This is a genomic window from Corynebacterium sp. HMSC072G08, from assembly GCF_001809185.1.
GTDB classification, from domain to species: Bacteria; Actinomycetota; Actinomycetes; order Mycobacteriales; family Mycobacteriaceae; genus Corynebacterium; species Corynebacterium phoceense.
The window spans coordinates 1-24,998 of record NZ_KV796461.1 but is presented as its reverse complement, the minus strand read 5'-3'; the positions used below and the strand labels follow the sequence as shown (position 1 = coordinate 24,998).

At 65.5% G+C, this 24,998-nt stretch carries 20 protein-coding genes; 8 read left to right on the top strand and 12 right to left on the bottom strand.

Annotated elements, in window-relative coordinates:
* Window positions 1-17: 17 nt before the first annotated feature.
* From HMPREF2559_RS11075 to pth (HMPREF2559_RS11065), 3 genes are read right to left on the bottom strand one after another with little or no spacing between them, the layout of a single operon-like run.
* The gene (locus HMPREF2559_RS11075; protein ID WP_068801572.1) at window positions 18-1,658 is read right to left on the bottom strand and encodes a peptide chain release factor 3; all 1,641 of its coding nucleotides are present in this window, start codon (window positions 1,656-1,658) and stop codon (window positions 18-20) included.
* A 24-nt stretch (window positions 1,659-1,682) separates the two neighbouring features.
* Window positions 1,683-2,537: an SDR family NAD(P)-dependent oxidoreductase gene (locus tag HMPREF2559_RS11070; RefSeq protein WP_066487486.1), complete on the bottom strand. Its 855-nt coding sequence runs from the start codon at window positions 2,535-2,537 to the stop codon at window positions 1,683-1,685.
* A gap of 40 nt (window positions 2,538-2,577) precedes the next feature.
* Window positions 2,578-3,243: an aminoacyl-tRNA hydrolase gene (gene pth / locus HMPREF2559_RS11065; protein ID WP_082723214.1), complete on the bottom strand. Its 666-nt coding sequence runs from the start codon at window positions 3,241-3,243 to the stop codon at window positions 2,578-2,580.
* A 30-nt stretch (window positions 3,244-3,273) separates the two neighbouring features.
* Here pth (HMPREF2559_RS11065) and HMPREF2559_RS11060 point away from each other — a divergent pair, with 30 nt between their 5' ends.
* Both HMPREF2559_RS11060 and HMPREF2559_RS11055 read left to right on the top strand, forming a co-directional pair.
* A complete protein-coding gene (locus tag HMPREF2559_RS11060; RefSeq protein ID WP_083297829.1) occupies window positions 3,274-4,263 on the top strand; it encodes a nitronate monooxygenase in 990 nt (329 codons plus the stop codon).
* Window positions 4,264-4,357: 94 nt separating this feature from the next.
* Window positions 4,358-5,809: a glyceraldehyde-3-phosphate dehydrogenase gene (locus tag HMPREF2559_RS11055; protein ID WP_066487489.1), complete on the top strand. Its 1,452-nt coding sequence runs from the start codon at window positions 4,358-4,360 to the stop codon at window positions 5,807-5,809.
* Between the two features lie 175 nt (window positions 5,810-5,984).
* Here the strand turns inward: HMPREF2559_RS11055 and ppk2 are convergent, their stop codons facing one another.
* Together ppk2 and HMPREF2559_RS11045 are read right to left on the bottom strand one after the other, a co-directional pair.
* The gene (ppk2, locus tag HMPREF2559_RS11050) at window positions 5,985-6,884 is read right to left on the bottom strand and encodes a polyphosphate kinase 2 (RefSeq protein ID WP_066487492.1); all 900 of its coding nucleotides are present in this window, start codon (window positions 6,882-6,884) and stop codon (window positions 5,985-5,987) included.
* A 119-nt stretch (window positions 6,885-7,003) separates the two neighbouring features.
* Entirely contained in the window at window positions 7,004-8,446 is a 1,443-nt protein-coding gene (locus HMPREF2559_RS11045; protein WP_070540766.1) for an MFS transporter, read from the bottom strand.
* A gap of 149 nt (window positions 8,447-8,595) precedes the next feature.
* On the opposite strand from HMPREF2559_RS11045, the gene HMPREF2559_RS11040 reads away from it, so the two are divergent.
* Window positions 8,596-9,747, top strand: a complete 1,152-nt coding sequence (locus HMPREF2559_RS11040; protein ID WP_066487495.1) for a PucR family transcriptional regulator — start codon at window positions 8,596-8,598, stop codon at window positions 9,745-9,747.
* On the opposite strand, the gene HMPREF2559_RS11035 is transcribed toward HMPREF2559_RS11040, so the two are convergent.
* From HMPREF2559_RS11035 to HMPREF2559_RS11005, 7 genes are all read right to left on the bottom strand, one after another.
* The gene (locus HMPREF2559_RS11035; RefSeq protein ID WP_082723217.1) at window positions 9,744-10,676 is read right to left on the bottom strand and encodes a fumarylacetoacetate hydrolase family protein; all 933 of its coding nucleotides are present in this window, start codon (window positions 10,674-10,676) and stop codon (window positions 9,744-9,746) included. The genes HMPREF2559_RS11040 and HMPREF2559_RS11035 overlap by 4 nt on opposite strands.
* Before the next feature lie 21 nt (window positions 10,677-10,697).
* The gene (pth, locus tag HMPREF2559_RS11030; RefSeq protein WP_066487504.1) at window positions 10,698-11,261 is read right to left on the bottom strand and encodes an aminoacyl-tRNA hydrolase; all 564 of its coding nucleotides are present in this window, start codon (window positions 11,259-11,261) and stop codon (window positions 10,698-10,700) included.
* Window positions 11,262-11,354: 93 nt separating this feature from the next.
* A complete protein-coding gene (locus tag HMPREF2559_RS11025) occupies window positions 11,355-12,011 on the bottom strand; it encodes a 50S ribosomal protein L25/general stress protein Ctc (RefSeq protein WP_066487514.1) in 657 nt (218 codons plus the stop codon).
* A 215-nt stretch (window positions 12,012-12,226) separates the two neighbouring features.
* Window positions 12,227-12,499, bottom strand: a complete 273-nt coding sequence (locus tag HMPREF2559_RS11020; protein ID WP_066487518.1) for a hypothetical protein — start codon at window positions 12,497-12,499, stop codon at window positions 12,227-12,229.
* A gap of 55 nt (window positions 12,500-12,554) precedes the next feature.
* Entirely contained in the window at window positions 12,555-13,529 is a 975-nt protein-coding gene (locus HMPREF2559_RS11015) for a ribose-phosphate diphosphokinase (RefSeq protein WP_066487521.1), read from the bottom strand.
* A 47-nt stretch (window positions 13,530-13,576) separates the two neighbouring features.
* The gene (glmU, locus tag HMPREF2559_RS11010) at window positions 13,577-15,034 is read right to left on the bottom strand and encodes a bifunctional UDP-N-acetylglucosamine diphosphorylase/glucosamine-1-phosphate N-acetyltransferase GlmU (protein WP_066487526.1); all 1,458 of its coding nucleotides are present in this window, start codon (window positions 15,032-15,034) and stop codon (window positions 13,577-13,579) included.
* Window positions 15,035-15,086: 52 nt separating this feature from the next.
* Window positions 15,087-16,319 carry an MFS transporter gene (locus HMPREF2559_RS11005; protein WP_066487528.1) on the bottom strand — a complete coding sequence of 411 codons (1,233 nt, stop codon included), beginning with the start codon at window positions 16,317-16,319 and terminating at the stop codon, window positions 15,087-15,089.
* 49 nt (window positions 16,320-16,368) lie between these two features.
* Between HMPREF2559_RS11005 and HMPREF2559_RS11000 the strand changes: the two genes are divergently transcribed.
* From HMPREF2559_RS11000 to HMPREF2559_RS10980, 5 genes are all read left to right on the top strand, one after another.
* On the top strand, window positions 16,369-18,000 hold the full coding sequence (locus tag HMPREF2559_RS11000; RefSeq protein ID WP_066487530.1) for a multicopper oxidase family protein: 1,632 nt from the start codon (window positions 16,369-16,371) through the stop codon (window positions 17,998-18,000).
* Window positions 18,001-18,352: 352 nt separating this feature from the next.
* Window positions 18,353-19,576, top strand: coding sequence for an MFS transporter (locus HMPREF2559_RS10995; protein ID WP_066510518.1), 1,224 nt, complete (start codon window positions 18,353-18,355; stop codon window positions 19,574-19,576).
* A 522-nt stretch (window positions 19,577-20,098) separates the two neighbouring features.
* On the top strand, window positions 20,099-20,707 hold the full coding sequence (locus HMPREF2559_RS10990; RefSeq protein WP_066487536.1) for a TetR/AcrR family transcriptional regulator: 609 nt from the start codon (window positions 20,099-20,101) through the stop codon (window positions 20,705-20,707).
* Window positions 20,708-24,358: a transcription-repair coupling factor gene (mfd, locus tag HMPREF2559_RS10985; RefSeq protein WP_196131116.1), complete on the top strand. Its 3,651-nt coding sequence runs from the start codon at window positions 20,708-20,710 to the stop codon at window positions 24,356-24,358. It abuts the gene before it with no gap.
* Between the two features lie 440 nt (window positions 24,359-24,798).
* A partial coding sequence (locus tag HMPREF2559_RS10980) for a hypothetical protein (protein WP_148138819.1) occupies window positions 24,799-24,998 on the top strand: 200 nt, incomplete at its 3' end.

Genomic DNA, 24,998 nt, shown 5'->3' with positions numbered 1-24,998 from the left:
ATCTTCTGCGCCGCAGGTTAGTCCGCGACGAGCGGCTCCATCGTGAGGTCCGGGTGTTCCTTCTCCACGAAGGCGAGCTTCCACTTATCGCCGAACAGCGCGATGAGCTCGCCGTCGGTGCGGGTGAAGATTTCCACGCCGCGCTGGCGGCCGAGTTCCTCGGCGGAGGCAGCGTCGGTGCGGCGGGCGACGGAGTAGGGGATGGGTTCGGTGACGGTCTCGACGTTGTACTCGACTTCCATGCGGGCCTGCATGACCTCGAACTGCATGGGGCCGACGGCGGCCATGACGGGGGCGGCGTCGCCGCGGATGTCGTTGCGCAGGATCTGCACGACGCCCTCGGCGGCGAGCTGGTCCAAGCCCTTGCGGAACGCCTTGTAGTCGCCCAGCGACTTGGCACGCAGGATGCGGAACGCCTCGGGCGCGAACTGGGGCATGGGCTTGAATTGGACCTTGCGGCCGTTGTAGATGGTGTCGCCGGGAGCGAGTGAGCCGGCGTTGACGAGGCCCACGATATCGCCCGGGTAGGCGGTGTCGATGGTGTCGCGCGTGCGGCCGAAGACAGTGAGCGCATACTTCGTGGAGAAGCTGCGGCCTGATTGGGCGTGGGTGACCTGCATGCCGCGGTCGAACTCGCCGGAGACGACGCGCATGAACGCCAGGTTGTCGCGGTGCTTGCGGTCCATGCCGGCCTGCACCTTGAAGACGACGCCGGAGAAGTCATCGGTGACCTCGCGGACCTCGTCGATGGCGGTGGTGGATGCCTCGACGGCCTTGGGATCGGACTCGCGGGAGCGCGGGGCCGGGGCGATGGCGCAGAGGGTATCGAGAATCTGGTGGACGCCGAAGTTGAGCATCGCGGAGGCGAAGATGAGCGGCGAGGTGACGCACTGCTCAAACAACTCCTGGTCGTGGAGCGCGCCGTCCATGGCGAGCAGCTCGGCTTCCTCCACGGCGGTGTCCCAATCGGAGCCTTCGCGCGCGGCGGCATCGGCAGGCTGGAAGTGCTCCTCCGGAGCGATGGTGGAGCCGCCGGCGGTGCGGATGAAGTGGATGTACTCGTCCGCCTCGCCGTCCGAGTTGATGTGGGCCAGGCCCTTGAAATCACCCGCGATGCCCACCGGCCAGTAGAGCGGAGTGGGCTGGAGCTGGATCTCGTTGACGATTTCGTCGACCAGCTCGAGCGGCTCGCGGCCGACGCGGTCCCACTTGTTGATCACCGTGATGATGGGCAGGCCGCGGGCCTTACAGACGCGGAAGAGCTTGAGGGTCTGGGGCTCGAGGCCCTTGGCGGCATCGATAAGCATGACTGCGGCGTCGACGGCGGTGAGCACGCGGTAGGTATCTTCAGAGAAGTCCGCGTGGCCAGGGGTATCGACGAGGTTGATCATGAAGGGTTCCCCTTCATGGTCTTCAGGTGCGTATTCGAACTGAAGAGCCGAGGACGCGACGGAAATACCGCGGTCCTTCTCCATCTCCATCCAGTCAGAGACCGTGGCCTTGCGGTTGCCCTTGCCGTGGACCGCGCCGGCCTCGTTGATGACGTGCGCATGGAGGGCCAAGGCCTCCGTGAGCGTCGACTTACCGGCATCCGGGTGGGCGATGACGGCGAAGGTGCGGCGACGGGAGGCCTCATTGGCCACGGTGGAAGAACTCATGGCCTCTACCTTAGCGGGAGGGACTTACCATTCCACATTCAGCCGGCGGCCGAGATCGTCAAAGAGGCGGCGCGCCACGGAGAGCTTCTTCGCGATGGGACGTTGCAGGCCTGGACGCCGTTTGTCGTTGTAATACTCGCCCGGCTCGAAGTGCACGCCGGGCGTGCCGAGGAGGAAGAACGCCAAGTTATCGCCGCCGGAAGATGGCTTGCCAAAGAAGCGGTGAGCGAGCTTCGACGCGTAGATCTTTTGCACCGCGCCCGTGCCGGACTGCGCGAAGTTCGTGGCGAGCACGCCAGGGTGAAAGGCCACGGCGTTGAGTCCTTTACTCGCGAGATATCTCGCGAGCAGGATATCGCCCAGCTTCGCGTTGCCGTAGGCGCGCTCGCGGCTGAAGTTCTGGAAGGTATTGGGGTCCGCGGCATCGAAGTTGCTCATGAGCATGTTTGCTACCGATGCCGTCTGCACCACCGTCGCCGCTTCCTTTCCCAGCTCTGGGTCCGGGGTGAGTTGTTCGCGCAGGAGCGAGGTGAGCAGGAAGGGGGCGACGACGTTGACCTGCCACGTGCGCTCGAAGCCATCTGCGGTGCGGAAGGGGCCGTCAAAGACGCCGCCCGCGTTATTGGCGAGGGCATCGATGTGGCCCAAGTCTTGCAGTTCCTCGGCGAGACGGCGGACCTGGCCCAAGGACTCAAAGTCCGCGAGGTGGTAGCGCGCGCCGATTTCGCTCGCGACGGCCCGGGTCTTCTCCGGGTTGCGACCGACGATGACGAGGGTGTGCTTGTTGTTCATGCGCTGCAGCTTGCGGGCCGCGGCGGCGCCGATGCCGTCCGAGGCGCCGGTGATGACAATCGTCTTGGATGCAGTCTGGTCGCTCATGGTTGTCGAGATTACGCGTGCGAACTGCTGCGCGCCGGGCTTAGCGCGAATGGATGTCGTTCTGCGCGGCGTTCAGGCCGCGAGCAACGATGAGCCGGGCGCCGCGGGCGGCCGTGGCGATGGCGGTATCGAAGTCGTGGCCGTCGTCGACAGGCCCCAGCACCCAGTCGGGAATGGGCTGCGGCGCGGACTTGGCCGGGCGGCCGATGCCGATGCGCACGCGCAGGTAGTCGCGGGTGCCCAGGTGCTCCGTGAGCGACTTGAGTCCGTTGTGGCCATTCTCGTTGCCGCCGAGCTTGAGACGTAGCTTGTGCGCGGGCAAGTCGAGCTCGTCGTGGCAGACGATGACGCGGTCCGGCCCGACGCCGAGCGCTGTGGCGAGCGGGCCGATGCCCTCGCCCGAGAGGTTCATAAACGTCGTTGCGCGCGCCACGACGACGGGCGTGCCATTGATGTCGATCTGCGCGGCCTCGGCTTTGATGCCGCGCACGGGGGCGAGCACGTCCCCGGCGTCAGCGAGGAGATCGTCGATGGCCATGTAGCCCACGTTGTGGCGCGTCGCCGCGTAGCGTGCACCCGGGTTGCCGAGTCCCACGATGAGCCATTCGGCCTGCAAGGATGCCGGGTCGAGCGCGACCGGCCCCCGCGTGTCGGGTGCGCCAGCGCCGCCGAAGAGCGCGCGAATCTTCGAAATAAAACCAACCATGCGTTCCAGTCTCGCACGTAGGATGTCCGCATGAGTACTCGCGTGATCGATTCCTTCCCGTCGCCTGTCATCGTCGCCCCCATGGCCGGCGGCCCCACCACGCCCGCCCTGGTGCGTGCTGCCGATGCCGCCGGCTCATTCAGCGCCCTTGCGCTCGGCACGTCGCCTATGAACGTCGTCGCGCAGCAGCTCGACGCTATGGAGGGGGCGCGCTTTGGGCTCAACCTCTTCCACCCGCAGCCGCCGCTCACCAAGGACCTGTGGGCGGCCGCGCAGACCATCTCGGATGAAGAGGGCGTTGTGCTCGACCACGTGGATTACACGTTTGGATGGCATGAGAAGCTCGCCCTCGCACTGGCGCACGACAACCGTCCCGCCGTCATCTGGTCGATGTTCGGAACCTTCAGCGACGAGGAAATACAACGCATCCACGAAGCAGGAATCGAGGCGTGGACGACGGTGACGACGGCGGCCGATGCCCTCGTGGCCGCGCGCCGGGGCGTCGACGTGCTCTGCGTCCAGGGCGCCGACGCAGGCGGGCACCGCGGGACGTGGACCATCGAGGAAGAACCGGACTGGCGGCCGCTGCGTGAGCTCGTTGCGGACGTCCACGCGGCGCTCGAGGCCGAGGGTTTTGCCATTCCGCTCATCGCGGCCGGCGGCTTGCGCGACCACGCGGACGTTGAGGAGGCCCTGGGCTGGCCCGGCGTGGCCAAGGTGAGCTGCGGCTCGGCGTTCCTGCTCGCGGAGGAGGCGGGGACATCCGAAAGCAATCGCGAGCTCATAGCGAGCGGCGGGGAGACGGTCTCGACGCGCGCTCTGTCCGGACGCTACGCCCGTGGGCTCGCGACGGACTACACCCGCACGCACCCAGACATGGCGCCCATTTACCCGCATTTGAGCCCGCTGCTCAAGACGCGACGTGCGCAGAAGGACCCTGCGGTGGCCTATTGTCTCGTGGGCGTGGAGCCCGAGCGACTCGGCGGGGGTAGTGTGGCGGAGATACTTCAGCGTCTTTAGTAAATTGCGTGCCCGGTTCGGATATTATGTGTTGTTGCATTAACCCCTTTTGCGCACTCTATGTGACAACCCCATGAGTAAAGGATTGATTGAAGTGACCGGAAACGCCCAGGTTGGCCACGACGACTGGAACGAGCGCATCGAGCGCGCTCAGAAGATGATCCCGCTGCTGCACACGCTGCGCCGCTCCAACGTCGTGACGTCGATCTTCGGCTCGCTGCTCGAGGGTGTCACTGACATCGACATTGTCAAGGCACACCGCTACGCCCGCCGCGTCGCCGGCGAGGAACTCTCCACCGCGCAGACCCTCCCCATTCTCGAGGTTCTCGTCGACCTTAACCTGGCCTCCGTGTCTATCGATCTGGGCCAGCTCGCGCTCGACTTCGCCGATTCCGGCGAGACCGACCTGCGTGCCTTCGTCGAGTCCGCCCTCGCCGACGTCATTGGCAAGGACACCCAGAAGGAGCCGGTCGATGTCGTGCTCTACGGCTTCGGCCGCATCGGCCGCCTGCTTGCCCGCATCCTCATCGCTCGCGAGGCCGCCTACAACGGCGTGCGTCTGCGCGGCATCGTGGTCCGTAAGAAGGGCGACGGCGACATCATCAAGCGCGCCTCCCTCCTGCGCCGCGACTCCGTCCACGGCGCCTTCAACGGCACCATCTCCGTCGACGAGGAGAACGAGGTCATCTGGGCCAACGGCACGAAGATCCAGATGATCTACGCCAACGATCCGGCATCCATCGACTACACCGAGTACGGCATCGACAACGCCATCCTCGTCGACAACACGGGCGTGTGGCGCAACCGCGAGGGGCTCGAGCAGCACCTCAAGTCCAAGGGCATCGCTCGCGTCCTGCTCACCGCTCCGGGCAAGGGCGACCTGAAGAACATCGTCTACGGCATCAACCACGGCGACATCGAGGACACGGACAAGATCCTGTCTGCCGCATCCTGCACCACGAACGGCATCACTCCGGTGCTCAAGGTCATCAACGACCGCTACGGCGTCGTCCACGGCCACGTCGAGACCGCGCACTCGTTCACCAACGACCAGAACCTCATCGACAACTTCCACAAGGGCCCGCGCCGCGGCCGTGCCGCTGGCCTCAACATGGTGCTTACGGAGACCGGCGCTGCCAAGGCCGTCTCCAAGGCCGTGCCGGAGTTCGAGGGCAAGCTCACCGGTAATGCCATCCGCGTTCCTACCCCGGACGTGTCCATGGCTGTGCTCAACCTCGAGCTCGCCAAGGAGGTCGAGGCCGACGAGGTCAACGACTTCCTGCGCAACGTCTCCCTCCATTCGGACCTGCGCCAGCAGATTTCCTACATCGCCTCCCCGGAGGTCGTTTCCTCGGACTTCGTCGGCTCCACCCACGCGGGCATCGTCGACGGCCTGGCGACCATCGCCTCCGGCAAGCACCTCGTGCTCTACGTGTGGTACGACAACGAGTTCGGTTACTCGAACCAGGTCATCCGCATCGTCGAGGAACTCGCCGGCGCACGCCCCACGGTTCTCCCGACGCGCAAGTCCGCCGCTGAGCTCTAAGCGCTAGACGCACAAGGCCGCCCCGTCGAATTCGCTTCGCGGGGCGGCTCGTTGATCTTCGCGACGTCGAAAGTTGTTTATGCAGTGAAATAGCCATTTCGCCCGAATAAGAATCCGATTTGTCGAAAAATCGGAGCTAATTCGGGCGAAATGGCTATTTCAGTGGCGTGGGAGGCTAGTCCTTCTTCTTGCCTGACTTCTTAGCGGCCTTCTTAGCCTTTTTAGCCTTCTTCGCGGCGGCGACCTTGTCGCGCTCCAACTCGGAGGCGACGTCGGGGACGTAGGAGAAATCATCGCGCGGCGGACGCTCGTACTCTTCGCCGCTCTCGTCCGGGCGCTCCGGGATTTCCGGCACATCCTGCGGGACGTGCTGGTACGGAATCGTCTTCAGGATGTGGTTGATGACGTTGATACGCGAGCGCTTCTTGTCCTCGGACTCCACGGTGTACCACGGCGCGGTGGGCGTGTCCGTGTGGACGAACATCTCGTCCTTCGCGCGGGAGTAGTCCTCCCAGCGGGTAATGGACTGGAGATCCATGGGGGAGAGCTTCCAGCGGCGCAGCGGATCGTTGCGGCGGGATTTGAAGCGGGCGATCTGCTCTTCGTCGGAGACGGAGAACCAGTATTTGAGCAAGATGATGCCGTCTTCGACGAGCATGCGCTCAAGGACCGGCGCCTGGTGAAGGAAGCGCACGTGCTCCTGCGGGGTGCAGAAGCCCATGACGCGCTCCACACCGCCGCGGTTGTACCAGGAGCGGTCAAAGATGACGATCTCGCCGGCGGTGGGCAGCTTTTCGATGTAGCGCTGAAAGTACCATTGGCCGGACTCGCGATCGGTGGGCTTGGGCAGCGCCTCGATGCGGCACGTGCGGGGGTTCAGGTACTGGGTAATGCGCTTAATAGCGGAACCCTTGCCAGCGGCGTCGCGGCCTTCCATGATGATGACGACGCGGGCGCCGGTCTCGACGACCCACTGCTGCATCTCGACGAGCTCGGCCTGGAGACGCTTGAGTTCGGCCTCGTAGGCTTCCTTGTCGAGTTTGGCGGGCTTGGTGCGCTTTGTATTCTTGCTCATACTTAACAGCTTATTAGCGGAACTTTAGACATGCGAAAACGCCGCTAGCCCCAGAATGGTGGGGGCGAACCCAGTGATCTGGCCATTCGGGGCATGCGACGCACAGACGCAGAGTTCCGCTATGGGGTAGCGCGCGCCGAAGAGGAGGTTTGCGCTGCGTTTTCCTCGGCGGCTTCCGTAGCGACGGCGTCGGCTAAGGCGCGGGAGGAGGCGATGACGCCGAGGAGGGCGGCATCGGCAGCCTTGACGCGGGAGTAGTGGCGGCGGGAGATGAGGCAGCTGGAGAGGAACGACAGCACTGCGGTGCCGATGAAGAAGTACATCGGCGAGGTGATATCCCCGGTGAGGTTGATGAGGTAGGACGCGATGAACGGGGCGGAGCCACCGAAGATGGCGACGGGGAAGTTATAGGCCATGGAGATACCCGTGGCGCGGACTTGCGTGGGAATCATGTCCGTCATCACCGCGTACGGGGTCGAGGAGTAGAGGCCGAAGAGCACGCAGCAGGCCATGAATGGCAGGAAGAGCGACTGCGCTGTAGCGCCCGGGGCCGAGGAGAAGAACCACCAGACCGCCGGCACGGTGAGCGCGGAGGTGAGGATGAGGAACGGGCGGCGTCCCCACACGTCCGTGATGAGTCCGCCCAGTGGCATGAGGCATGCGGCCGTGGCGCCGCCGACGGTGATGAACCAGAAGCGCTCCGTGGCGGTGAAGCCCAGCGTGTTGACCAGGTACGTCGAGGAGAACGTGAGGACCATGTAGAACATGGAGGCCAGCAGGGAGATGGAGCCAGCCACGAGCAGCAGGTTGCCTTTCCACTTCCACAGGGCGCGCAAAGGGCGCTTTTCCTGGTGGCCGGACTCGGCGATGGCCTCGAACTGGGCGGAATCCTCGAGACGCGAGCGGATGTAGGCCGCGATGAGGCCGAGTGGGCCCGCGACGAGGAACGGAATGCGCCAGCCGTAGGCCTGCATCGCCTCGTCGCCGAGCATGGCCGCGAGGCCGTTGGCGACGATGGATCCGAGGAGCAGGCCGGAGACCGCAATCGTCATGAGCAGCGAGGTGGCCAGGCCACGGCGCTTGGCGCCGCCGTACTCCGCGACATAGGAGGTCACGGTACCGATCTCGCCGCCGGCGGATAGGCCCTGGACGCAGCGGGCGAGGATGAGCAGGGCCGGTGCCGCGAAACCGATGGCGGCGTAGGTGGGCATAAGCCCAATGCAGAAAGTGGAGCCGGACATGAGCACCATGACCAGTGCTATGGTGTTCTTGCGACCGATGCGGTCGCCGAGCGGGCCAAAGATGAATCCACCGAGCGGACGCATAAAGAACGACAATGCGAAGGTCGCGAAAGAGGACAGCAGTGCGATGGCAGGCGTGGCGGCGGAGAAGAAGGCTTGGCCGACGTAGATGGCTACAAAGCCGTAGACGCCGTAGTCGTACCACTCGATGAGATGGCCAGCGATGGCACCTAAAAACGCTTTGCGCTTCTGGCGCGGGGTGCGGGTGGGTTCCATGACGTCAGCGGCCTTGGCGAGGCTCGCGGAAAGGGAAGTGGGCATGAGTGTCTCCAAGAGGATCAGGCGTGCAGGGCACGTCGCGGCTGGGGCGACGCGATGCCCACTACTATCTCCCGTGATATACATCATATTCAATGGGGTTCTGTCTAATAGTTCACGTGCGCGTTTGGAGTTTCCTACAATCGAGATGCATGAGTCCGGATAACTCCATTCCCTACGCGACGCTGGCGACCGTCGTGGCGCAGCTGCGCCGTGAGCACGAGGACCTCACGGTGCACGCCGTGGGCGATATCCACGAGGAGCTGCCGGACTACGCGGACGTCCCGCGCCGCGAGCTTGTGGCCTCCGTGGGCGGGATTATCGATGTGGTCCTCGACGTCGTTGCGAGCGGTTCTGCAGCGCAGCTTCCGGCCGTGCCCAGTGTCGCGCTGCGCCGCCTAGGTCAGGGCGTGCAGGTCGATTCGTTGTTGCGTGCTTACCGTCTGGCGCTCACCTCGACGCAGCGGCGGTTTAGCGACATCGCGCGGACGCGTGGGCTTCCGGTCGAGGACTGTCTTACCGCCATGGACGCGATGTGGGAGGTGGGTGAGTGGTTCATGCAGCAGGCCGTGCGTGAATATCGGGCGGCGAGCGTGGGTGAGTCCGTGCGCCGCCGCGTGGCTAAGGCGGAGTTGCTGCGCCTTATCGCCGCGCCGCAGCATTCGGGCTTGGAGATTGCCGCCCGCGCGCGGCGGCTCGGCCTGCCGGATATCGCGTACCGCGTAGCTCTCGGCATGGCCGCGGACCCGGACGAGTGGGTCGCCTACGTGGAGAAGTGGGGCTCGACGCCCGCCGCGATGGCGGTCGCGGCCGAGGTCGGCGATGTCATCGCCGCGCTTATTCCCGCCACGGCCCAGCTTGCCGATGCCCCCGTTCTCCTCGCCGCAGGCCCCTCCACTTCGCTGGCCGAAGCCGGGGAGTCCTGGGCTGGGGCGAGGCGCGTGCTCTCTGCGCTGCCGCCGGGCCGGACGGGGTGGTGGGACGCCGCCGCGTTGTCGTGGCGGCTCGCCGTGCCGGAGGTCCCTGCGGTCACGGCCATCGTGCAGGCGCGCTACGAGACTGTCTTCGCTGAGGCCCCTGAGACCGGCGCGATGCTGCTCGAGTCGGTGTGGGCGTATTTGGACGCGGGACTGAGCTTCAAGCAGGCCGCCGCGGGGCTATATGTGCACGAGAACACGCTGCGCCACCGTGTCGCGAAGTTCGAGGAGGTCACGGGTCGCAGCCTCACCGAGCCGGATACGCGCATGGAGCTACTCTGGCTGCGCTATGCGCGGGAGCTCGGCGGGGGTTCGTCCGGTGATTAGTGCGCGCCGCAGGAGCAGTCGCCGCCGCAGGCGCAGCCGTCCGAGTTGCCGCTGTGCCCGTGTCCAAGGAGGTCTTCGCCCACGATGGAGGGCATCACCGAGTGGTCGTAGATGGTCTGGTTCGCGATATGGCCCAGGCCCTCGATCTCGATGCGCACGGTCTGACCGTCCTGGATGAAGGCCTGCGGCTTATGGGCGAAGCCGACGCCCTCGGGCGTGCCGGTAGCGATGACGTCGCCGGGGTGGAGCGGGTAGAGCTGCGAGCAGAACTCGATGAGCCGAGCGACGGAGAAAATGAGATCGTCCGTGTTGTCGTCCTGGCGGACCTCGCCGTCGACGGTCGTGGTCAGGCGCGCGCCGCCGCCCGGCGCCCACTCGTCGGAGGTCGTGAGCCACGGCCCGAAGCCGGCGGTGCGGTAGAAGGACTTGCCGGCGTGGAATTGCGTGGTCGCGCGCTGGAAATCGCGCAGCGTGTAGTCGTTGATGATGGAGTAGCCCGCTACGTAGTCGAGCGCCTCGGCGGCGGTGACGTGGTGGGCGCGGCGGCCGATGACGACGGCGAGCTCGCCCTCGTAGTCGAGCTTGGACTGCCCGAACGGCGGGATGTGCACGTCGTCGTAGGGGCCGGTGAGCGCGTCTGGGAACTTGATAAACAGCGTGGGGACGTCGGGGAACTCGCGACCCATCTCCCGGATATGCTTGGCATAGTTGAGGCCGACGCAGATGATCTTGCCCGGGTGCGGAATAACGGGTGCCAGGTCCTCGGGCGCGAAGGCGACGGGCTCGCCGGACAGCGCGGCCGCCTTGCGCCAGTCCTCGGTGCGCAGGAGCGCGCCCACGTCCTCGTGGTCGAGCTCAATACCGACGTTGTCGCCCTCGACGCGGATGGTCGTCGTGCCGTAAGGGGTGCGCAGCGTAGCAAGTCTCATGGTGGGACAGTGTACTCGTGCCTACGCGGCGCGGAGGAGGGCATCGGCAGCATCAGCGCACACGATGGGGATGTCCTGGGCCTCACGCTTGGACCACGGCTTGAGCACGAAGCTGGCGGGATCCATGCGGCCCGGTGGGCGGCCGATGCCGATGGACAGGCGCTGGTAATCCTTGGTGCCCAGGGACTTAGTGATGGAGCGCAGGCCGTTGTGGCCGTGGTCCCCGCCGCCCGTACGCAGTCTCACTTGGCCGAAGTCGAGCTCGAGTTCGTCGTGGATGACCACGATGTCCGCGGGGGCCACGCCGAAGTACTGCGCGAGGGCCTTGACTGGCCCGCCGGAGAGGTTCATGAACGAGCGCGGGCGGGCGAGGATCGTCTTGCGCGAGGTGAGCCGCCCGGCGCCGAGCTCCGCGACGAACGTGTTCGTCTTCTTATGGACGCTCAAGCTCGTAGCCATGGGCGTCACGCGGTCGCACAGCTCGTCAATGACGTCGTAGCCGATGTTGTGGCGCGTGCCCGCGTACTGGGCGCCCGGGTTGCCCAGGCCAACAATGAGAAGGGGAGAATCAGTCACGCGTTCCATTCTCGCACGCCCGCGTGGGCGTGGGCGAAGCCGCCTGAAAAACGGCGAAACGCCGCGCACCCCATGCGGGGAACGCGGCGAATGAGGCGAGAATTACTCGGACTCGGTGGCTGCGGCAGCCGCGGCGTCCTCAGCGGAGTCAGCGCCAGCCTCGGCGCCGCCCTCTTCAGCTGCCTCAGCGGCGGCCTCGAGCTCTTCGTCCACCTGCGGGATGGAGACGGAAGCGATGACGGTCTCGGCGTCGGCGACCAGGGTGGTGTTCTCCGGCAGGGTGATGTCGGCGGCGGTGACGACGGAGCCGTCCTCCAGGCCCTCGATGGAGACGACGATTTCTTCCGGAATGTTAAGAACGTCAGCCTCAACCAGGATGACGTCTGCATCCTGGTAGTACTCGGTGCCCGGTGCCGGCTCGCCCTCGACGACGACCGGGACCTCGACCTCAACCTTCTCGCCGCGCTTGATGGCGAGGAGGTCGATGTGGTCGATGTCGAGGGTCAGCACGTTCTGGTCGACGTGCTTGACCATGCTCAGGTGCTGCTCGCCGTCGAGCTCGAGCTCGAGAACAGCGTTGACGCCGTGGTTGCGAACCAGAGCGGTGATCTCCAGGCGGTCAACAGAGAAGTGGACCGGGTCGGTGCTGTGGCCGTAGACAACGCCCGGGACCTGGCCGGCGACGCGCAGGCGGCGAGCCGGGCCCTTGCCGAATTCGTTGCGGGCTGTAGCCTTGATGACCGGAGTCTCGTTAGACATAAAATTCTCCTTGCAGTTAATCAGTGTGTGGCGAGGCTCAATGATACGGCGCAAGAACGACGAAAGCCTGCCGATGGACGTCTGGGGAGGAGTCATCGCAGGCTTATATGCTTAGAAGTTCACAATCGCGTCGATAACGGCTTACGGTCATGTGACCGCTCGCCCTCGCCGAGACGGATATATCCTAGCAACGCATCGGCCCGGACACCAAATACTTAGCGCTCGTCCGTCTCGTCCTCTGCCTCCTCCGCAGTGGCCTCCGCAGTGGCCGCGGCAGGGTGCTCAAGTTCAATGAACTCGCGGACCTCGCTGTCGTTCACGACGCCCCAGCCTTCATCGTCGACGAGCACGGACTCTTCCTGGCCGTCTTCCGGCTCCGGCTCCTTAGGCGGGCGCGGTTCCTCGCCCTGGGCGACATGGACGGCGCCATACGCCTCGGCGTCGCGCCCGCGAGCGGTGTGTGAGTACTGCGGTGATAAAGATTGCACAACAAAAATCCCCGCTGGGCCGTGAGGCCGAGCGGGGAAGAAGCGAGATGCGCGCTTAGTGCGTCTCGAACAGCGTGGTGACGGAGCCGTTCTCGAAGATCTCGTTGATGGTGCGTGCCAGCAGCGGGGCGATGGACAGCACCGTGAGGTTGGACCAGCCCTCGGTGGACTGCGGGAGGGTATCGGTCGTGATGACCTCTTCTGCGCCGCACTCGGACAGACGCTCGCGCGCCGGGTCGGAGAAAACGCCGTGCGTACACGCGATGACGACGGACTTGGCGCCCGCTTCCTTAAGGACGCGGACGGCGCCGGCGATGGTGCCGCCGGTATCGATCATGTCGTCGAGGAGGATGCAATCCTTGCCCTCGACCTCGCCAACGACGCGGTTGGACACGGTCTGGTTGGCGACCTCGGTGGAGCGGGTCTTGTGGACGAAGGCGAGCGGAGCGTCGCCCAGGTCGTGGGCCCACTTCTCAGCGACCTTGACGCGGCCGGCATCTGGGGAGACGACCACGAGGTTATCCATGGCGTACTTCGACTTGATGTAGTCGACGAGGATAGGCTGCGCATGCATGTGGTCGACCGGGCCGTCGAAGAAGCCCTGGATCTGGTCCGTGTGGAGATCGACGGAGACGATGCGGTCTGCGCCGGCGGCCTGGAGCAGGTCAGCGACGAGGCGGGCGGAAATCGGCTCGCGGCCGCGGTGCTTCTTATCCTGGCGGGCGTAGGGGTAGAACGGCAGGATCGCGGTGATGCGCTTGGCGGAGCCGCGCTTCAGAGCGTCGATCATAATGAGCTGTTCCATGAGCCACTTGTTGAGCGGCTGCGTGTGGGACTGCATGACGAAGCAGTCCGCGCCACGGACGGATTCCTCAAAGCGGATGAAAATCTCGCCGTTGGCGAAGTCGCGGGCGGTGGTGGGGACCAAGTCGGTCTTGAGCTCGCGAGCGACTGCCTCTGCCAGCTCCGGGTGTGCGCGCCCGGAGAAGAGCTTCATGTTTTTGCTGCTACCAGTTACCTTGCCGGTCATGGCTGGGTGTTGCCTTCCTTGTCAGTTGTGGCGGGAAGTTTCTGCGATTACTTATCGTCGTTCGTTGGCTGTGCGTCGCGTGCCGCCGCGGCGGCGTCTGCTGCCGCGGTGCCCGGGCGCTTGCGCTCCACCCAACCTTCGATGTTGCGCTGCTTGCCGCCGGAGACGACGAGGGCTCCCGCAGGAACGTCGTCCTTAATTACTGTACCCGCTCCGGAGTAGGCGCCGTCACCGACCGTCACCGGAGCGATGAACATGGTGTCCGAGCCGGTACGCACGTGGCTGCCGATGGTGGTGTGGTGCTTGTTCACGCCGTCGTAGTTGACGAAGACGGAGGACGCGCCGATATTGGAGTACTCGCCCACGGTGGCATCCCCAATATAGGTGAGGTGCGGGACCTTGGTGCCGCGGCCGATCTGGGCATTCTTGGCCTCGACGAAGCCGCCGAGCTTGCCTTCTTCGCCCACGACGGTGCCCGGACGAATGTAGGTGTACGGGCCGATGTTGGCGCCGCGGCCGATGACAGAGTCGAAGCCGTGGACGCGGATAACGTGGGCGTTCGCGCCGACCTGCATGTTGGTCAGCGTCGTGTCCGGGCCGACCTCGGCGCCGTCGGCGATGGAGGTGGCACCCCACAGCTGGGTGTTGGGGTGGATGATGACGTCGGAGCCGATGGTGACGTTGACGCCAATCCACGTGGTAGCAGGGTCGACGACGGTGGCGCCGCCGCGCATGGCGGCCTCGACGACGCGCTCGTTGAGCGCGCGGCCCGCGGCGGCGAGCTGGACGCGGTCGTTGACGCCGGCGAGCTCGGACGGGTCTGGGGCGACGACGGCGCCCACGCGGTGGCCCGCGTCGCGCGCGATGGAGAGCACGTCCGTGATGTAGAGCTCGCCCTGTGCGTTATCCGAGTTGAGCTGGCCCAACGCGTCGCGCAGGATGGCGCCGTCAAAGGCGAAGACGCCGGAGTTGACCTCGGTAATCGCGAGCTGCTCCGGGGCGGCGTCCTTTTGTTCCACGATGGCCGTCACGGCGGAGCCGTCGCGAACGATGCGGCCGTAACCCGTCGGGTCGTCCAACGACATGGAAAGCACAGTCACGGCGTTGGACTCGGCGACGTGCGCCTCGAAGAGGGACTGAATGGTCTCCGGGCGCAGCAGCGGGACGTCGCCGTTAGTGACGATGACGGTACCGTTGAAGTCCGGCAGCGGTGCGAGGCCTGCGGCAACGGCGTCGCCCGTGCCGTTCTGCTCTTCCTGGACGGCGACGAGGACCTCGCGGTCCAGCTCCGCAGCGATGGCCTCGACGGCCGGGGCGACCTGCTCGCGCTGGTGGCCCACGACGGCGACGAGGTGTGCCGGGTTCAGGCCAGCGGCCGCGTGGAGCGAGTGGCCCAGGAGGCTGCGCCCGCCGATCTCGTGGAGGGTCTTCTGTTTCGCGGATTTCATGCGGGTGCCTGCGCCGGCGGCGAGGACGAGGATGGCGAGATCGGTGGTATCAGCCAAAGGAATAGCTCCTCACAAAAATGTCGAGTCAAAAAGTATCTAGGCACACATTCTAAACGTTCCCACGCGAGACGTTGTCGAGACCACGGGCGCGCCAGGCGCCCAGCAGCCCGATGGCGGCCAAAAAGAGCAGCGCCGGGGCCGGTCCCGCGAGCGCGATGACGGCCGAAATTCCACCCACGATGAGCAAGACGACGCCCATCATCGTGTTCGCCGCGCCCACGTACTGCGTGCGCTTATCGCCGCCAGCCATGTCTACGACGTACGTCTTACGCGCCACGCGAATGGCCGTGTGCGCGAGGTTGACTAAGAAGAATCCCAGCGGCATGACCCAGGCGTTGAGGCTCGCCGGAGCCCACCACGCGCAGGCCACCAAGGCCAGCAAAACTGCCGATGCCCCCGCCGCCCCCGCGGCCATCACTGTCCGGGAGGACCGGTCCGACCACACACCGGACAGGCGCCCGCCTAGCAGGTTGGACAGGCCTGAGGCGAGCACGAAGCCTGCGAGCCCGGAGAGCATCGCTTGCCCCGCGTCGCGCGAGAGCACGACGATAAACGACGTGGACAGTGCGGAGACGAGCAGCAGCGCGCGGACATTGACGAAGCGCCGGAACTTCTCATCGCCGCGGTAGAGCTCCCACGTATCCTTCCACCAAGACTTATTGAGGCCCTGAGCCTCCACATCCTCGTCCGGGATCGGTTCTTCGACGCCGCGGAAGATGCCGCCTGCGATGAGCCACGTCGCCGCGCCTACCGCGAGCAACAGCGCAAGACCCCACCGCGGCACGTCGCCGAGCACCGCGAGCACGACGCCCGTGATGAGCGTCGCCGCGCCGCCGAGCCGGGCCGCGCGGCCGGTGACCTCGCCTCGCGCGCCCTTCGAAATCGTGCGGCCCTGCACGTCTTTGCCCGTGATGGAACACAGCGCGCGAAAGATCGCGAGCCCTGCGAGCGCAAGGACGACAAGGACGCCGAGGAGGGCGGCATCGGCAAGCCATGCGGCGAGCGCGATGACCGCGGCGCAGGCGGCTTGGCCGAGCGAGCCTAAGACCCACAGGCGCTTGCGGCCGGCATGCGTGGTGACCCAGGGCGTGAGCGCGGCCTGCGGGAGCATGGAGCCGGACTCGCGCAGCGGCACAAGCAGACCCGTAAAGAAGCCCGGCACGCCCGCCGCATGGAAGAGCCACGGCAGCACCGTCTTGCCGGAGACGAGCTGGTCGCCGACGTTTTGCAGACCATTGGCCCACACGAAGCGGCGTGCGTTGGATTCCTCACTCGTTTTCATATTTTTCAAGGGTAGGCCACACCCCGCTCGAGCGTTTAAAGTAGGACACATGAGTCTCACGCGTCGCCTCTTTGTCCAAGGTTCCGTCTTCCTCGCCGCCGGTGGTGTACTCGCCGCGTGCTCGGACTCGGACGACACCGCAGAAAAGAGCCAGACCCCGCCCCGAGGCTATGATTCCGAGCCCCGCCCGCTGCCCATCCCGCCGCTGCTCGAAGGCGAGAAGGACGGCGACACCCGCGTCTTCAAGCTCACAGCGCAGGACGGCCACTCCGAGATTCTGCCCGGCGCGTCGGAGACCCGCACGTGGGGTTTCAATGGCCCGTACCTGGGGCCCACGCTGCGCGCACACAAGGGGGAGAAGGTCCGCGCGGAGATCACCAATGACCTCATCGAGATGACCACGGTGCACTGGCACGGCATGAAGTTGCCTGCGTATTCGGACGGCGGCCCGCATTCGCCCATCCAGGTCGGAGAGACGTGGAAGCCGACGTGGACCATCGAGCAGCCCGCCGCGACGACGTGGTACCACCCGCACCCGCATATGGCGACGGCAACGCATGCGTACCGTGGCTTGGCTGGCATGTTCATTCTCGACGACGACGTCTCGGACGGCCTCGAGCTGCCGCATGAGTACGGCGTGGACGATATCCCCGTCGTCTTGGTCGACGCGAAGTTCACGGACGACAACCAGCTCGACCATTCCGTCGACTCGACGCTCGGCCTGCTGGGCACGACGCCGGTGGTCAACGGCATTACGAACGCGAAGTTCGAGGCGACGACGCGCCGGGTGCGCCTGCGCATCCTCAACGCCGCGTCCATGCGTTTCTACACGCTTACCATGCACAACGGCACGCCGCTGCGCGTCATCGCGACGGACGCCGGGCTGCTGCCCGAGCCGCTCACCGTCGACGAGGCCTTCATCGGCCCCGGCCAACGCCTCGAGGTGCTCGTCGACCTCAAGCCGGGGGAGGAGCACATCCTGCAGTCCGTCGCGCGCGCCGATAACTTTGGCGTGCCCGACGACGAGTACTCCTCAGACTTCGGCTTCGGCGATAACTTCGACCTCCTCCGCATTATCGGCCCGGCTGCCGATGCCCCCGATGCCCCCGCGTTGCCCGCCGAGCTCGACCCCGCAGCGCTCGAGGTCCCCAGCGAGGAGGGACTTACGGAGCGCGAGTTTGTGCTCAATACCTTCATGATCAACGGCGAGTCCATGGACATGGCGCGCGTCGATGTCGTCATCGACCACGACGAGCCGGAGATCTGGACCGTGACGAATGAAAATGATGACTGGCCGCACAACTTCCACATTCACGACGCGCGCTTCAAGGTGCTTGGCGTGGACGTCGCGCAGGCCTCGACGACGGTGACGGTGCGTCCCAAGCCGGAGGCCGGATGGCACGATACGGTCAACCTGCCTCCAAAGACGACGGCGCGCCTGCTCGTTGAGTTCGGCCACTACCCGGATCCCACGATTCCGTACATGTACCACTGTCACATGCTCCTCCACGAGGACGAGGGCATGATGGGGCAGTTCGTCATCGTGGACAAAGGCGAGAAGCCGGACGTGCGCGTTCAGGCCGCCGCGCTCTACTTCGAGCAGAAGGCGCACTCCCACCACGGCGGCCAGATCATCGACGCCTCGCGCAGCCCGTATGCGACCCCGACGCAAGGGGCCTAACTTCCTGTGTCGGCCGCCTGTTGAACGACAGGATTGTGATTAAACCGTGCCCCGTAACCTCGGCGACCACGTAGTATGCCTTTATTCTTTATTAAGGTTTAGTCGCTTCAGACATGAACTTTTTATTGTATAGAGGAGAAAAGAAGTGCCAAGCAATTCACCCCTAGACCGGGATGGTGCCCCAGGAGACGCCACGAAATAACCCACGTCTTCCTGCCCTCACACGGCGTTCGTACGGCGCGCGACGGATCCCCGAACGGACCACGCGCGCCGTTCGCATGCACCGGGCATGCAAAGCCCCGCGGCGGGGGAGTAAGGTAACGCGCGTTCTTTTGTCCCCGCACGATGTGAGGTGTTTCCTACGTCCCCGTCCACTGGTCCCGCCGCCGCACCGGGCGCGCCGAGCCCACGGCTCATCACGCCCACCTTTGTCTTCGCCTGGCTCGTGAACTTCGCACAGTTCATGGTCTTTTACCTGCTCGTGACCATCATGGCGCTCTACGCCGCCACGCAGTTCGCGGCGAGTGAGACCGCCGCCGGCTTCGCCTCGAGTTCCTTTGTCGTCGGCGCGACCGTCGCTCGACTCTTCTCGGGCTACGTCGTCGACACCGTCGGCCGGAAGACCTCGCTGCTTGTCTCGCTCGCGGTCGTTGCCGTGGCCTGTGTCGCCTACTTCCCGGCGCATTCGCTCGCGTTCCTCATCGTCGTGCGTCTTATTCACGGCCTCGGCTACGCGGTGGCCTCGACCGCCGTCATGGCCGTCGCACAGTCCGTCATCCCGGACCACCGCCGCGCCGAGGGCACCGGCTACTTCGCGCTCGGCACGACGCTCGCCACCGCCGTCGGACCAGCGGCCGGCCTCGCGCTGGCGAACTCGCTGGGCTACAACGCGGTCTTTATCTCCGTGCTCAGTCTTACCGTGGTGGCGCTCGCCCTAGCGATGTTCCTCCGTGCCCCGGCCCAGGAACGCCACGCCGCGCGCTTCTCGCTGGCGACCATCGTCCACCCCAAGGTCGCGCCCGTGGGCTTCTTCATGCTGCTCGTCGGCGTCGCGTACGCCGCGATCATCACCTTCATCAATGCGTACTCCGATGCCGCCGGTCTCGCGACCGGCGCCAGCTTCTTCTTCCTTGCCTACGCCGGCGTGAGCCTTGTCATGCGCTTTGTCCTCGGCCGCATCCAGGACCGCCACGGCGACAACGCGGTGGTCTACCCGGCGCTCGTCGTTTTCGTCGCGGGCCTGGCGCTGCTCGCCGCTGCACACACCAACTGGCAGGTCGTCCTCGCCGGCGCCCTCGTGGGCCTGGGCTACGGCTCGCTCATGCCAGCCGTGCAAGCGATCTCCGTGCGTCTTGTCCCGCTCGCCGAGATGGGCGCGGGTATTTCTACGCTCTTTCTTCTGCTCGACGTGGGCATCGGCTTCGGCCCGCTGGCGCTCGGCTCGCTCATCGCCGCGACGGGGTATACGACAATGTACTGGCTCATGGCTGGCCTCGTCATCGTGGCCGCCGGAGTCTACGTCCTCGTCCACGGCCGCACGGCCGCGGCCCAGTCCCGACACCTCGATTTCGAATAATTCGGGTCGGTTTGCAGTAGCGGTGCCCCCGTCGGGTATCCTCTAAGAACGGTTGTTTACGCAGCCGGATTTCCCCATGGTGTAATCGGCAACACTACGGTTTTTGGTACCGTCATTCTAGGTTCGAGTCCTGGTGGGGAAGCACAATCGCAACCCGGTCCTCTCTGTTCTACGCGAGCAGGGAGGACCGGGTTGCGCGCTAGGTCCACCATCTTGGCCGCCGCCGGTCGTGGCGTCTTCGGCGCCCTGCGACACGGAATACACCGTCCCGCGGCGCAGCACCCAGACCTCGGACGCGGAGGCGACCGTACCGTCCGCGCACTGTGCGATGAGCTCGGCGGACGGCTCTTAGCCACAGGCGGCCGCGGCTACATGGCGCGGCAGCGTCTCATCAAGAGGCTCATGGCTGGTTGTAGGGAAGGGACGGCATCAACCTAGCACGCGGGGCGGACATGAGACGGGAGGGAAAGGGGGGGGCATCGGAAAGCTGCGCGCGAGCTGGGAGACGATAGGGTAGAAGGCATGGTTCGACAAAGGATGACGGGGCGTGAGCGCCGTGAACAGCTCATTGCAGTGGGGCGCGCAGCGTTTGCGGAGTTGGGTTTCGATGGCACGAGCGTGGAGGAAATCGCCGCCCGCGCGACCGTGTCCAAGCCCGTTGTCTACGAACATTTTGGTGGCAAAGAGGGGCTCTACGCCGTCATTATTGACCGCGAGATGCTCGCGCTGGAAAAGCTCGTCACGGACGCGCTGGGGGAGGGCTCGTGGCGCGAGCGCATTGAGCAGGCCGCGCTCGTGCTGCTCACCTACGTCGAAGAGGAGACCGACGGCTTCCTCATCCTCGCGCGCGACTCGAAGCCGGGAACGGACCGCAGCTACGCCACGCTGCTGTCCACCGCGGTGGGGCAGGTGAGCCACATCCTCGCGACGGCCTTCCATCACCGCGGGCTGGACGAGACGCTGGCGAACCTCTACGCGCAGGCGCTCGTTGGTGCCGTGTCCATGACGGCGCTATGGTGGCTGGACGAACGCGAGCCGTCCAAAGAGGTCGTCGCCGCGCATATCGTGAATCTCTGCTGGAATGGGCTCGCGGGCCTGGAGGCCCAGCCTAAGTTGAAAGGACACGCCTAGATGGCAACCCCCATGCTCGCCGGCCTGCTCAAGGTCGCGGCTACGGATCCCAAGCTCAAGGGCATGCTCACGCACGTGGGCGAGGCCTCGCTGCACCTCACCGGCATTGACCAGGTGCGTCCCTGGGCGCTGGGCGCGCTGGCGCACCGCGCCCCGGTCCTCGTCGTCACGGCCACGGGCCGCGAGGCTGAGGATCTTACGGCGGAGCTTGCGGCTCTCTTGGGACCCAAGGTGGCGTATTTCCCGTCCTGGGAGACGCTCCCGCACGAGCGCCTCTCGCCGGGCGCGGACATCGTGGGGCGCCGCGCGCAGGTGCTCGACCGTCTTGACTCGCTCGACGTTGTCGTAACCGCCGCGCGCGGCTACGCACAGCCTTTGTTGCAGACCGTGGAGGGCCGCGCGCCTCTTCGCCTCGCCGAGTCTTTAGAGGTCGAGTTCGAAGACGTCGTGGCCGGCCTGGAGTTCCGTGCCTACCGCCACGTCGATATGGTGGCCAAGCGCGGCGAGTACGCCACGCGCGGCGGCATCCTGGACATCTTCCCCACGACGCTTGATTACCCGGTGCGCGTGGAGTTCTGGGGCGACGAAATCACGGATATCCGGCAGTTCTCCGTCGCGGACCAGCGCACGATTGCGGAGATCGAGGTCGGCTCCGTGGACGTCTACCCGGCCCGCGAACTGCCTATCACTGACGCTGTGGCCGCCCGCGCCGCGTCGCTCATGGGCACGCATCCGGGCAACGCCGCGTTGGTGGAGCTTTTGGCCAAGGTCTCGGAGAAGATTCCCGCCGAAGGCATGGAGGCTCTTCTGCCCGTGCTTTCCGATGCCCCCATGGTCACCCTCCCAGAGCTCCTCCCCGCCGGCACACACGTCGTGCTCGTGGGGCCGGAGAAGATCCGCACGCGCATCGCGGACCTCGTGGACACGGACGCGGAGTTCCTCGCCGCCGGCTGGGAGGCCGCCGCCATGGGCGCGGATGGGCCGCTCGCGGCGGAGGGCCTGGACACTTCTGCCTCTAGTTACCGCTCTTTTGAGTCCTTGGACATCACGTGTGCCAACGCGTCGCTGCCGCTGTGGACGTTCTCGCCGCCGGGCATGCTCTTCGCGCCAGAAGATGAGACGCTGCCGCTCGACTTCGAGCCGGGCCCCACCCCGCGCGGCGATATCAAGCAGATCGACGCGATGATGGCGGAGCTACTCGCCCACGTGAACGCGGGCGGGCGCGCGGCGTTCATCGCGCCGGCCAAAGGCGCTATCAAGCGCATGGTGGACCGCTTCGCGGAGAAGGGCATTCCCGCCAAGGTCGCCACGCCCGGCTGGGAGCCCACGCCTGGCGAGGTGACGCTTTACCAGGCGCTGTCGCATGCCGGTCTGGTTTTCCCCAAGATCCGCAAGGCCCGCGACGCCGCGGCGCTGCCTCTTGTGGTCATTACGGAGACGGACCTCACCGGTAACCGCGTGGGCGACATCGCGGGTGCCAAGCGCCGTCCCGCCAAGCGTCGCAACCGTGTTGACCCTTTGGCCTTGAAGGCCGGGGATTTTGTGGTGCATGAAACCCACGGCATCGCCAAGTTCGTCAAGATGGCTGAGAGGACCATCCAAGCCGGCGATGAAACGTCCCGCCGTGAGTACATCGTGCTCGAGTACGCACCGAGCAAGCGCGGCCAGCCGGGTGATCAGCTCTGGGTGCCCATGGACTCGCTCGACATGCTGTCCAAGTACACGGGCGGCGAGGCCCCCAAGCTGTCCAAGATGGGCGGCTCGGACTGGAAGAACACGAAGAAGAAGGCGCGCGCCGCCGTGCGCGAAATCGCCGGCGAGCTCGTCGAGCTCTATGCCAAGCGCCAAGCAGCGCCGGGCCACCAGTTTGCGCCCGACTCGCCGTGGCAGGCGGAGATGGAAGATAACTTCCCGTACGTCGAGACCGAGGACCAGATGCTCGCTATCGATGCCGTTAAGCACGATATGGAATCGCCTGTTCCCATGGACCGCGTCGTCGTCGGCGACGTGGGCTACGGCAAGACTGAGGTCGCCGTGCGCGCTGCGTTCAAGGCCGTCCAGGACGGCATGCAGGTCGCGGTCCTCGTGCCGACGACCCTTTTGGCGCAACAGCATGCCGATACCTTCCGCGAGCGCATGGCCGGATTCCCCATCAACATTCAGGTCCTCTCGCGCTTTACCACCGCGAAGGAGTCCAAGGAGATCCTGCGCGGGTTGACGGACGGCTCCGTCGACATCGTCATCGGCACCCACCGTCTGCTTCAGACAGGCGTGCAGTGGAAGAACCTTGGCCTCATCGTCGTCGACGAGGAGCAGCGCTTTGGCGTCGAGCACAAGGAGCACATCAAGGCACTCAAGTCCTCCGTGGACGTGCTCACCATGTCCGCGACCCCGATTCCGCGCACGCTCGAGATGTCCATGGCCGGCATCCGCGAGATGTCGACCATCCTCACCCCGCCGGAGGATCGCCACCCGGTGCTTACCTACGTTGGTGCCTACGAGGACAAGCAGGTCGCCGCGGCCATCCGCCGCGAGCTCCTGCGCGACGGCCAGACCTTCTTCATCCACAACAAGGTCTCCGACATCGAGGCCAAAGCTCGCGAGCTGCGCGAGCTCGTCCCCGAGGCGCGCATCGTCGTCGCCCACGGCCAGATGAACGAGGAGCTCCTTGAGAAGACCGTCCAAGGATTCTGGGACCGCGAGTACGACGTGCTCGTCTGCACGACCATCGTGGAGACCGGCCTCGACATCGCGAATGCGAACACCCTCATCGTCGAAAACGCCCACCACATGGGCCTGTCCCAGCTCCATCAGCTGCGCGGGCGCGTGGGCCGCTCCCGCGAGCGCGGCTACGCCTACTTCCTGTATCCCAAGGGCGCGACGCTCACCGAGACCTCCTACGACCGCCTTGCGACCATCGCCCAGAACAACGACCTAGGCGCCGGCATGGCCGTCGCCATGAAGGACCTCGAGATGCGCGGCGCCGGCAACGTCCTCGGCGCGCAGCAGTCCGGCCACATTGCGGGCGTCGGCTTCGATCTCTACGTCCGCCTTGTTGGCGAGGCCGTCGAGACCTTCAAGGCCATGGCCCGCGGCGAGGTCCCCAAGGCCACCGACGAAGGCCCCAAGGAGATCCGCATCGACTTGCCTGTCGATGCCCATATCCCCGAAGCCTACATCAACGCCGAGCGTCTACGCCTCGAGGTGTACCGCAAGCTCGCGGCCTCGAAGAACAACGCGGATCTCCAGCTCATCGTGGAGGAAATGGAAGACCGTTACGGCCCCGTGCCCGAGGAGGTCTCGCGTCTCCTCGCCGTCGCACGCTTGCGCCATCAGGCCCGCCGCGCCGGCGTCTCAGACATCACGGTCCAAGGCACGCGCATCAAGGTCCACCCGGTTGAGCTCGCGGATTCCAAGCAGGTGCGTCTCAAGCGTCTCTTCCCAGGCTCGAATTACCGGGCGGCCGCGAAGGCCATCCAGCTGTCGTTCCCCAAGGCCGGCCGCAACGTGCGCGACCCGCTCCTGCGCGACGTCGAGCTCGTCCAGTGGGTCGCGGACTTCCTATCGCAGATGTTCGACATCGATCAGGTGGACGTCACCGGCGGCAAGACCCCGCGGAAGATGGGCAACGTTATTTCCGTAAGCGAGTAGCGCTTTCTAGACGTTGCGCAGGAACGGCAGCGAGCTCAGTGCGCAGAGCATCGACGGGCCCAGTCCTGCGTCCAACAGCGACTGGTCAAAGTCCATCGGTGATGACAGTTTCATAGCGTTCTCCTTTCGCAGTAAGGGTGTCTAGGTCGTGATAGCGAGAATTGGCACGGAGCTCAACACGATCGGGAGCATTGCGAGCTGGATCAGCGGGCCAAGCCCGGCCTCGCTGGCCGCAGCGAACAGGGAATACATAACGCTATCCTTTCGGTCCTCCGATTGACAGTGGACCTTCAAGCTAACCGATGCCACCGGCACGCTCGCGCCGAAACGCGCGGACCTGCACGTTTATTGCCTCATTACCCCTGTTCGAATACCCCTGTTCGACAAATGCATTGGGCAATCGGTTGCAGGCTTTCCGATGCCTCTTTAATCTCCGTGGCATGACCGTCTCGATCTTCGATGCTCTTGCTCTCGGTGTTGATTCTCTCAAGGAAGCCGCCGGCCTCACCGTCGCCCAGTTGCGCGACCGCGGCCTGACGCTTGCCGATGCTAAGTTTGTTCAGCCGCTGGCTGCTGTTTATTGGCGCGCTAAGCCTAAAGGCATTGCTGAGGCCCGCAAGGCCGCCCGCGCTGCTGGCCA

What these genes read in the sequence shown, in the direction of transcription:
- HMPREF2559_RS11075 (WP_068801572.1), bottom strand. Translation starts at nt 1,658, where the DNA reads ATGAGTTCTTCCACCGTGGCCAATGAGGCCTCCCGTCGCCGCACCTTC.
- HMPREF2559_RS11070 (WP_066487486.1), bottom strand. Translation starts at nt 2,537, where the DNA reads ATGAGCGACCAGACTGCATCCAAGACGATTGTCATCACCGGCGCCTCG.
- pth (WP_082723214.1), bottom strand. Translation starts at nt 3,243, where the DNA reads ATGGTTGGTTTTATTTCGAAGATTCGCGCGCTCTTCGGCGGCGCTGGC.
- HMPREF2559_RS11060 (WP_083297829.1), top strand. Translation starts at nt 3,274, where the DNA reads ATGAGTACTCGCGTGATCGATTCCTTCCCGTCGCCTGTCATCGTCGCC.
- ppk2 (WP_066487492.1), bottom strand. Translation starts at nt 6,884, where the DNA reads ATGAGCAAGAATACAAAGCGCACCAAGCCCGCCAAACTCGACAAGGAA.
- HMPREF2559_RS11045 (WP_070540766.1), bottom strand. Translation starts at nt 8,446, where the DNA reads ATGCCCACTTCCCTTTCCGCGAGCCTCGCCAAGGCCGCTGACGTCATG.
- HMPREF2559_RS11040 (WP_066487495.1), top strand. Translation starts at nt 8,596, where the DNA reads ATGAGTCCGGATAACTCCATTCCCTACGCGACGCTGGCGACCGTCGTG.
- HMPREF2559_RS11035 (WP_082723217.1), bottom strand. Translation starts at nt 10,676, where the DNA reads ATGAGACTTGCTACGCTGCGCACCCCTTACGGCACGACGACCATCCGC.
- pth (WP_066487504.1), bottom strand. Translation starts at nt 11,261, where the DNA reads ATGGAACGCGTGACTGATTCTCCCCTTCTCATTGTTGGCCTGGGCAAC.
- HMPREF2559_RS11025 (WP_066487514.1), bottom strand. Translation starts at nt 12,011, where the DNA reads ATGTCTAACGAGACTCCGGTCATCAAGGCTACAGCCCGCAACGAATTC.
- HMPREF2559_RS11015 (WP_066487521.1), bottom strand. Translation starts at nt 13,529, where the DNA reads ATGACCGGCAAGGTAACTGGTAGCAGCAAAAACATGAAGCTCTTCTCC.
- HMPREF2559_RS11005 (WP_066487528.1), bottom strand. Translation starts at nt 16,319, where the DNA reads ATGAAAACGAGTGAGGAATCCAACGCACGCCGCTTCGTGTGGGCCAAT.
- HMPREF2559_RS11000 (WP_066487530.1), top strand. Translation starts at nt 16,369, where the DNA reads ATGAGTCTCACGCGTCGCCTCTTTGTCCAAGGTTCCGTCTTCCTCGCC.
- HMPREF2559_RS10990 (WP_066487536.1), top strand. Translation starts at nt 20,099, where the DNA reads ATGGTTCGACAAAGGATGACGGGGCGTGAGCGCCGTGAACAGCTCATT.
- mfd (WP_196131116.1), top strand. Translation starts at nt 20,708, where the DNA reads ATGGCAACCCCCATGCTCGCCGGCCTGCTCAAGGTCGCGGCTACGGAT.